The organism is Microbulbifer sp. SE14, from assembly GCF_059834885.1.
The window spans coordinates 1-9,091 of record NZ_JCBAJA010000056.1; the positions used below are offsets into that span (position 1 = coordinate 1).

The following is a 9,091-nucleotide window of genomic DNA, read 5'->3' on the forward strand; positions in this document are numbered from 1 at the left end:
CAGAACTGGAACCTGACGCTATCACAGCTGACGATCCACTTCCCGGACCGCCTGGAGAAATACATCAGCCTGTGAGGCTATTTGGCTGACACAGAGTTTTGAACACCCTCTATCTATAAAAAAGCTTGACCTGTGCCTCAATGACCGTCGCTCGCCCCTGTTACCGCAGCAGAAGATATACTGCCGGGTCCCTGTCAAATAACCATATGGATGTAATAATATTTTGTTTACCCCCAATCTGATTCAATATCGAGGCGTAAACCCGCGCTGGGTTCAGGGCCTGTTATACGCTTTATGTTTTGGCACCGCCCTGCTGCTCGGTGGTTACTTCCTGATGCCGAAAATTGCCTGGGTGCAGACTAACTTCTATTTGACGCTTCTGTTGCCCGCTTTGCTGCTACTTGCTTTCCGGAAGGACTTTAGCTTCGTCATTTCCTGGCAATTCCTCTCGTTTATCTCCCTGGCGATAGTGCTGGCAATATCCACTTTGTGGGCGGATCAAGAGCTGGCGACCAGGTCAAAAGAGGGAATGTATTATGTCAGGCTGGTTCTCTGCCTGGCTATTTTCTACTGTGCATTGTACTTCGTGCTGGAGGCCAGTAGCGTCAGAATAATGGATAGCATGATAAAAATTCTGATCGTGATTGGTCTGATATCCAGCACTAGCGCTTTGACCATTTATATTATGGACGGAGGCTTGGCGGACTTGCCTCGCATCCGTGGCGTTTCTCTCGAGGGGGATATCGACAAAACTTCGATGTTTTTCGGCTTTCACTCGCTGTTTTGTTGCTACGGAATACATCTTTGGTCGCGGAGTTGGAAGTGTGTTTCTGTGGCGGCCCTTATAATAACAGTTGTATTTATTATGCTGTCGCAGACTAAGATTCCGATCCTTATGGCAATTGTTGCTATAGCGACCGTGCTATTTACCACTTTTTCCCGAAATCTGTTAGTTATATTGGGTGGGCTGGGTCTTTTTATCGCCGGATATTTTCTTCTCTTTGGAGATCTGCCCCTGCTCCACAGATCGAACGCCTATTCAGTTCGCCTTCAGCTGTGGCAGGAGTCCCTTCAAGGATTCTTTCAGTCTCCGTGGCTGGGTAGCGGGCTGGTGTACAAACAGTTTCTCGATGTGGGGCATGTACTCCCTCACCCGCATAATTATTTGGTGGATGTGGCGCGATTCGCCGGCCTGCTGGGGCTTTCGGCCTGCGCTTGGCAACTGCTGGCGGGCCTTAAGGCCGCTTTTCACTCCAGGCAGTGGCTGGCCAGGCCGTTGTTGTGTCTTTTGTTTGCCTGGTTCGCTTTTGGTGTGTTGGCAATGCTGGTCTACGCGCAGCAGCCGCTGGTTAGGCCCAACTACATATGGTTTTTCTATTGGATACCCTTTGCCGTCCTGCTTGTGGCGAGTCAGGTGGGGAAACAAAAAGCAGGCTGTGATGCAGCCTCCGATACGACTCGGCGTGTGGAGAATACGTTTCTGCCGGCTGCATGATTCTGAAGTGAACAGCAGGTAAGCTATTCGTCCGGAAAGTGTCTCTCCAGAAACTCGGAGCGGAAGTTCTGCGGCGGAACCTGCCGGTCCGGACGGCCTTCGGGGGTAAGGTCCATGAGGTTCCAGTAGGGCCAGACGGTGTCCACGTGGTTGCTCGGCAGCTCGGATCCCCAGAAGTGGTAGATGCCGCCGTCGCGCTTTGTGAACACGTGCAGGGCGGGCCACTGCATATCGTCGTTCTCCCCCTGGCACTTGTAGTCGGCCTGGTAACTGGTGCCGAAGCCGGATACCAGGTTGATCTGGTTCCATCCCCGCACCTTCGCCCACTCGTTGATCTTCTCTGCCGGTGCTTTGGCGATGCCGCAGAAGGCGGCGTCCTGTGATACTTGGTAGGCGGTTCGGTCGAAACCGTCCATCAGGGAGGTGCACGACAGGCAGGGTTTGTCCCAACTCGGGCCGTACATGAAGTTGTAGAGCAGCAGTGTGGGTTTGTCGCCGAAGAGTTCGGAGAGCCTAACCGGCTGGCCGACTCTGCCGTCGTTTGCCCACTGAAATGTATAGTCTTCCTTCAGACGCCCGCCGAGCGGCAGCCGGCGACGCATTTCCGCGACCTGCTTGACCTTGTCCACCAGCGCCTGCTCCTCTTCGAGCAGCCTGTCGCGGGCTTCGCGGTACTCGGGGCTTTCGTTGGGATAGCGCGGTTCGGTCATGGCGGCTGTGCCTCATTCGGTGTGGCGGTCAGTTCCAGAGTATAGCCACGCTGGAACGCCGGGGCGGTCAAACGGTTTTGTCGGCTTCGGCGGCAAAGGCCGAAGCCGGCAGCTGTGACAGCACCAGGCCCCCGGCCGCAAACAGCAGTATCAGCGCCAGCATCGAGTAGCGCACGTCGCCGAACCAGGCCCCGAAGAGGCCGAACAGCGGTGGGCCTATCAGCGCGGCGAATTTCCCCATCAGGTTGTAGAAACCGAAGAACTCACCGCTGTGCCCGGCGGGAATCAGGCGCGCGTAACAGGAGCGGCTCAGGGCCTGGACGCCGCCCTGCACCAGGCCGATCAGTACCGCGATCACAAAAAACTCCCAAGGCGCGCGGATAAAGGCGCCCCAGGTGCACACGAATATGTACACGGCGAGGCCCAGGTAGATACCGCGCCGGGGACCTATGCGCTCGCCCAGTCGGGCGAAGCCGATCGCCGCGGGAAAGCCGACAAACTGCACCAGCAGCAGGGCCAGGATCAGGTGCGAGCGCTCGAAGCCCAGAGCCCGGCCGTAGGCCACCGCCATGCGGATCACCGTGCCGACGCCGTCGATATAGAGCCAGTAGGCGAGCAGGAAGAGCGCCGCCGTGCGGTAGCGGTGCAGTTGCCCGAGTGTCGTGCGCAGTTGCCCAAGCGCCTGGCGCCACAGCGGGCCGGGGAGGGCAGGTGTCGTGGCCCGCGGCTCCCTGACAAAAAGCAGCAGCGGGAGGGAAAAGACAGCCCACCAGATGCCGGTAAGCACGAAGGCGGCCAGCGCTGCCTCCGTACTGTCGGCAAAGCCGAATAGTTCCGGTTTCAATGCTGCGGCGACGCAGCCGAGATACAGCAGGCCGCCGCCGAGATAGCCGAGACCAAAGCCGAGTCCGGAAACAAAGTGCCAGCGCTCCGGCGGTGCGATGGCGGTCAGCAGTGCGTCGTAGAGCAGGTTGGCGCCCATAAAGCCGATGGTGGCGCAAACAAACAGCAGCGACGCAGCCAGCCAGGCGCCGCCAGGCACGCCGGCCAGCAGCGCCGTGGCCAGCATGCCCGGTGCGGCGAACAGGAATAGCAGCCGCTTGCGCGCGCCGGCAGAGTCGGCCAGGGCGCCGATCAGCGGCGCGCTCAGCACAATTACCAGGGAGGCGGCCGCATTGGCCCAGCCGAGGCGCAGGTTGGCCGTCTCCGCGGGGACGCCCGCATTCCAGAAATCCTGGAACAGCAGGGGGAAGAAGCCGGCCAGCACGACAGTGGCAAAGGCGGAGTTGGCCCAGTCGTAGAAGGCCCAGCCCCAGATGGCGCGGCTCTTTTCTCTCACCACTTGTAGCGGAAACCGAACACCAGCTCGCCGCCGTCACTGTCGCCGAAGTTGTCCAGGCTGGTGAACAGGTTGATTTCCCCGTACACGGAGCAGCCGTCGCCGCACTCGTCATAGGTGGCGCCGATACTGAGTTCGCCGAGCCAGTCGTCCTCCTGCTGATAGAGTCGCGTGCCGGATACGGTGACATCGGTCTTTTCGTCGAAGTTGTAGATGACACTGGGAGTGACGTAGAGACTGAAACGCTCCAGCGGCAGTTCGCCGTACATGTTGCGGCTGGATTTGCGCCGGCTGACCCGCTTTTCGAAGGTGGCGCCGAGCCGCAGGCGGAAGCCGTTGTTGTTAATGTCGGTGACTTTCACGTCGTAGACATCCTGGAGATTGTCCCCCTCCTCGGAGGAGTAGATCAGTTGCGCCTGGGGTGTGACGGCGTAGAGGTTGCTCAGCTTGAAGCTGCGCCCGCCCTCGAGGGAGAGGGCGTAGCCAAAGGCGTCGGCGCCCCTGGCCAGATCGCGAATATCGAAGGCGGTGATATCGGAATCGAACCAGTTCAGCAGCAATTGCGCATCCAGATAGGCGCCCTGGGTGCCGTACCAGGTCAAGAAGCCGCCGACGCCATAGCCTTTCACATCGATATTGCCGTCGCCGTAGAAAGACTCGACATCATTCTCCGAGTCGCCGTAGTGCAGGGCGACGCCGGCGATGGGCTGGGTGCCCATGACCGTGAAATCGAGGGCGGTGTCGATGCCCAGTTGCAGCCGGAAGTAGTCCTGTTCCCAATTGGCTTTCGTGGTGGATTTCATCGGATCCACATTGATGTGGTGGCCGCTGGCGCGTATCCAGGGGCCGCCGCCGTCGATGGTCCGCTCCACGGCGGTGGCGTAGTCGCAGTTGTTGGCATCCTTGTAGCTGGAGCCGATCCAGAAACGATTGCCCACGCGGCTGCGCAGGCTGGTGGGCTGGTTCAGGGAACGGAGTATCTGCGCATAGGTCTCGTACATCACCGCGCCCGGCTGCCAGCGTGCGACCTCGCCCTCCTCCAGATACTCCGGGTGGGTGGCCAGTGAGCGCAGATACCAGTCGCCGTCCTGCGGATCGGCTATGCCGTTGTGGTGCAGCGTGTAGGCGTAGGCGCCGCCAATGGCGGCCGGCTGTCCGTCCTTGGCGACGAAGTCGCCGTCCAGCGCGAAGGCGTCGGCGGGGGAGTAGCCGTCTATCTGCACCAACCTGATGCCATCGCCTGTGGTGGCCGCGCCGATCCCCTGCCGATTGGTGACGCGGATGGAAGTCTGCCCGGAGACATCGCCCTCAACCCTGAACAGGTCCGAGGGGGAGTCGTCACCGTTCAGCCGCACATCCAACCATAGCCTGCCGTCCTTGCCGATGTAATCTCCGTACCTGCCGCCGTCGTCCTTGCCCAGAGTCAGGGTGTCAAAGCGGTCGTTGTAGGCCAGATCCAGGGTGCCGGCATTGGCGATATCGCCGGTGACGACAAAATGCCGCGGTATGAATTGCACCAGACCACCGAACAGAATATCGAGGCCCAGGCCATTGCCATCCGCATCTTTGCCACCACCGACATTGAGTGTGCCGAAGAACTCAATCTTGGAGCTGCCCCAGATGACGATGCGCTCCCAGTTGCGCAGCAGGCTGGCATCCTGCTCGTAATCGAGGATAAAGGTCAGGGTATCGATAAAGCCGTCATCGGCGTGGACGTCATCGCCGCCGTCCAGTACCGGCCCGTTCTCGTAGGCGAAGGAGTCGATCCTGAGGGTGTCGGAGCCGTCGCCGCCGCGTACCTCATTGGCGATACCCTCGTCCCAGTAGATAGTGTCGTCGCCGGCGCCGGCGTCGATGTAGTTGAAGACGAAGCCGCCGTCGAGGATGATGGTGTCATCGCCGTCGCCGCCCCAGACGTGAAATACCAGGCCGTCCAGCAGCTCTATGGTGTCGTCGCCGCTGCCGCCATCGATGCCGCCGCCGGTCATGAAATTCCCGACATCGGCATGGCGGTTGTCCATGACAATGGTGTCGTTGCCCGCACCGGCATCGATCCCGTTTTCGATGATCACTTCGTTGAACTCAAACTCACCCGGATCGAAATCTTCCTCCTCTCCTTCGCCAATATCGTCCGGGTCCGGGGGCTCGGATAAGTTTTCGTCGGCGCCGCCGATATTGATAGTGTCGTCGCCGTCGCCGGCATACACTTTGCCTATGGTGCCGCCATTCAGGTCCAGGGTGTCGCCGCTGCCAAAGGTTTCCACATCGGCGCCTTCGGCATCATTGTTTTTATCGCAGGTGATATGGTCGGCGCCGGCGGTACCGGTGTTGCCGGGGCTGCATTCCGCCCAGGCGCGGCCGGTAAAGGTCGTGAGAACAGCGGCGGCGCAGAACCCCATGGACAGCCAGGTTTTCGTGGCGCCGCTACGCCGGTGTGCCAGAGCGGTATCTCGTTGAATTCTGCCCACGATTATTCCTGCATTTTTCCGTGGCATTGCCGTTCGGCGAAAGGCTCGAACGGTTCCATTTAGCAATTCAATTTAGCTGATTATTTTGATCCTGCCGCCACCGGGACTCGGCGGCAGTGAGCCTTCAGAATTTGTAGCCGATGCCCAGGTTTAAGACCCACGGGTCGTAGTCGAACTGGGCGTAGAGTCGGTTCTGGCCCAGCTCTGTAGGGAAAGTGACCCTGGCATCCGTATCCGCCAGGAAGTAGAGCACCGACGCATTGACCAGCAGCGGGGAATTCCGGCTGAAACTGAAATCTATGCCGGCCTGCACGGCCCAGTCCCAGGAGTGGCCGATATTGAAGTCCGCCCGGCCGGTGGCCAGGCCGGAATCGTTCAGGAAGTTATTGAACTGGCGGCTCAGGTCCACATCGTGAAAATCGGTGTAGTTGATGCCGACGCCGATATAGGGTCGCCCCAGGCAGGTGGAGTCGAGGATGTACCAGTTGACGAAGGCGAGGGTGGAGGAGGCTTTGAAGTCGCCGAGCTCGATCAGTTCGTGGCCGGGAGTGCCGGTGAAATAGTCCAGGTCGACATCATAGTCGGCGCCGTTGATATGCATCAGCTCGACGCCCCAGTATTCCGCCGGCCGCCAGACGCCGGAGACCTGCCAGGTCTTGGCGGAATCAATCTCCCAGGTAGTGTTGTAGAGATCCCAGTGCTGCAGCACGCGGAACTTCAGCGACGTGGACTCGTCATCCGGGTGAATATAGCTGCCGCCGAGGCGGATGATAAAGTCGCCCCAGTCCATCTCCCTCCAGTCCGGCTGCGCGCTGGCGAGGGGTGGCAGCAGTATCCAAATGGCGGCCAAAAATCGCATCCACTTCATGGCTAGCTCCATCTACAAGTCCGGTTTCCGGGCAGCAAATATCCGTTTGCTTAACGGCGCATAGGCGCGCCAGGGTGAGCGGTTGAACCGATTTTAAGTAACACTAAACAGTAGCAGGCTGTGCCGGTTGTGGTGGGGATTTATTGGCCGTTCGAATGGAATCGCGCCAGGGAGGGCGGCTCAAACAAAAGCGAGGGTCGGAATTCACGAACGCGCAGAAACGCCCTTGCCGGAGAGTTTTGTTGTTCGTGGGTTGCCGCTGGCAATGTGCCGGCTCCCCTAAATGCCTCCGGATCCGCCGTGGCGTCGTCAGTTTTCCGCTAGCAAATAGCCGATGGCGTACCCAGGCGCGCTTTGGACACTCAGCACATCCGATTTCTGCAAGTTGCGGTCAGCTTGCTTATTTTTTGACCTGGTCTTTTGTCTGGCAGCCGTCGCGGGAGTTCAGGGGGCATCAGAGTCTGGTTTCAATTCAAAGAAGAATTATGAAATATGCTCAAGCTAAGCAGATTCCATACCAGTGGTATCCCTGTCTTTAAAAGTCGGCCCAGCTCTCATGCGACAGGACTTTATGTGTATCAATTACAGCCAATTACAATGCTGTTCCGTTTTTTTCGCCATATTGCAATAATATATCCTTATTTTGCATTTTTCTGAAAAATAAATTTAGGATACGCGGTCCTGCAGGGTCGCGATGAAATCTCAGGTACGGGGGGCTGGACGCCATGGGTCGATCGGATTTTAACCGGTTGTTTTCTTTTCTGTTTTCTTCAACTTTCTCCACACTGTTCGCCATTACACTGTTCAGTAATTGGTCTTACGCCGATGAGCCGGACTCTGATCAAGACGGTATGCCGGATTATTGGGAGGTGATCCATGGCCTCGATAGCTACAATCCCAGCGATGCCGCAACCAGCCTGGACACGGACTCGCTGGCTAACTTGGCCGAATACCAGTTCCTGACGAATCCCGCACGGGAGGACACAGATTGGGATGGGGTCAGCGACGATCTGGATCCTTGGCCGACCGATGCCCGCTACGGTCTTGATGCCGACACTGATGGCATGTCCGATGGTTGGGAAGTGGTGAGGGGGCTATCTGCTACCGACCCTAATGATGCCGGCTTAGATGGTGACGGCGATCAGCTGACAAACCTGCAAGAGTTTCAACTGGGTACCCGTGTTGACTTGGCCGATACCGATAGGGATGGGCAAGCCGATGGCCAGGACCCCTGGCCGCTGGATCCGACTTACAAAATGGATAGTGACGGGGACGGGCTGCCGGACTCCTACGAGCGTCAGTTTTCTCATTTAGATGAGAATTATGCTCCCGATGCCGAAACCGATATCGACGGCGATCAGTTGACTGCTCTTCAGGAGTTCGAGCTTGCGGTGGATCCGGATAATCCGGATACGGACTTTGATGGAATCCTCGACGGCGAGGATATAGCCCCCGGAAACCCCCGCTATCAGTTTGACCAGGATGGCGATGGAATCCCTGATGAATGGGAGATTGAGTTCGGGTTTTCTCCCGCGCATGCCTACGACGTGGTCGACCCTTATAACGGCGATGGCGATGAATTGACGCCTTTGGCCGAGTTTAAGCTGGGTACCGACCCTCGGGTTGTTGATTCCGATATGGATGGAATCCCGGATGGGGAGGATCTCTACCCGCTGAACCCCCTGTACCGTTTCGACCGCGACCGGGATGGCCTGCCCGAAATGTGGGAGGTGGAGCACGGCCTCAGCGACAGCAACACCCACGACGGCGGTGAAGACCCCGACTACGACGGCGCCCGCAACTACCTGGAATTCGCCCTGGGCACCGACCCGCACAATCCGGACAGCGACTTCGACGGTGCGCAGGATGGTGAAGACTGGTGGCCGCTGGATCCCAATAGAGCCATGGACCGGGACGGCGACGGCATCCCGGACGCCTGGGAGATCACCCGTGGCCTGAGTGAGCACGACCCGAACGACGGCGGGATGGACTGGGACGGCGACGGTCTCAGCAACCTGGAAGAGTACCGGGCCGGCACCCGTCCCGACTTCCCCGACAGCGACCTGGATGGCGCGATCGACGGAGAAGATGCCTTCCCGACCGATGCCGCATACAAGATCGATGCGGATAGCGACGGCCTGCCGGAAGCCTATGAACAGCAGTACCCGTTCCTGGGTGACAGCTACCCTGAAGATGCCGCGGAAGATCTCG

5 protein-coding genes and 1 pseudogene are annotated in these 9,091 nt (G+C 58.8%); 2 read left to right on the forward strand and 4 right to left on the reverse strand.

Annotated elements, in window-relative coordinates:
• Positions 1-223: 223 nt before the first annotated feature.
• A complete protein-coding gene (locus tag AC6R19_RS22415; RefSeq protein ID WP_500582097.1) occupies positions 224-1,495 on the forward strand; it encodes an O-antigen ligase family protein in 1,272 nt (423 codons plus the stop codon).
• Between the two features lie 23 nt (positions 1,496-1,518).
• On the opposite strand, the gene AC6R19_RS22420 is transcribed toward AC6R19_RS22415, so the two are convergent.
• From AC6R19_RS22420 to AC6R19_RS22435, 4 genes are all read right to left on the reverse strand, one after another.
• Positions 1,519-2,205: a DUF899 family protein gene (locus AC6R19_RS22420; RefSeq protein ID WP_500582098.1), complete on the reverse strand. Its 687-nt coding sequence runs from the start codon at positions 2,203-2,205 to the stop codon at positions 1,519-1,521.
• 67 nt (positions 2,206-2,272) lie between these two features.
• Complete coding sequence (locus tag AC6R19_RS22425) at positions 2,273-3,544, reverse strand: MFS transporter (RefSeq protein WP_500582099.1); 1,272 nt, start codon at positions 3,542-3,544, stop codon at positions 2,273-2,275.
• On the reverse strand, positions 3,541-6,012 hold the full coding sequence (locus tag AC6R19_RS22430; protein WP_500582100.1) for an autotransporter family protein: 2,472 nt from the start codon (positions 6,010-6,012) through the stop codon (positions 3,541-3,543). Before AC6R19_RS22430 ends, AC6R19_RS22425 begins: the two co-directional genes overlap by 4 nt.
• A 124-nt stretch (positions 6,013-6,136) precedes the next feature.
• A complete protein-coding gene (locus tag AC6R19_RS22435; protein WP_500582101.1) occupies positions 6,137-6,880 on the reverse strand; it encodes an OmpW/AlkL family protein in 744 nt (247 codons plus the stop codon).
• Between the two features lie 725 nt (positions 6,881-7,605).
• Here AC6R19_RS22435 and AC6R19_RS22440 point away from each other — a divergent pair.
• A pseudogene (locus AC6R19_RS22440) lies at positions 7,606-9,091 on the forward strand (hypothetical protein); the annotation flags it as partial.

Coding starts and splice junctions, on each gene's coding strand:
- AC6R19_RS22420 (WP_500582098.1), bottom strand. CDS start 2,205: ATGACCGAACCGCGCTATCCCAACGAAAGCCCCGAGTACCGCGAAGCC.
- AC6R19_RS22435 (WP_500582101.1), bottom strand. CDS start 6,880: ATGAAGTGGATGCGATTTTTGGCCGCCATTTGGATACTGCTGCCACCC.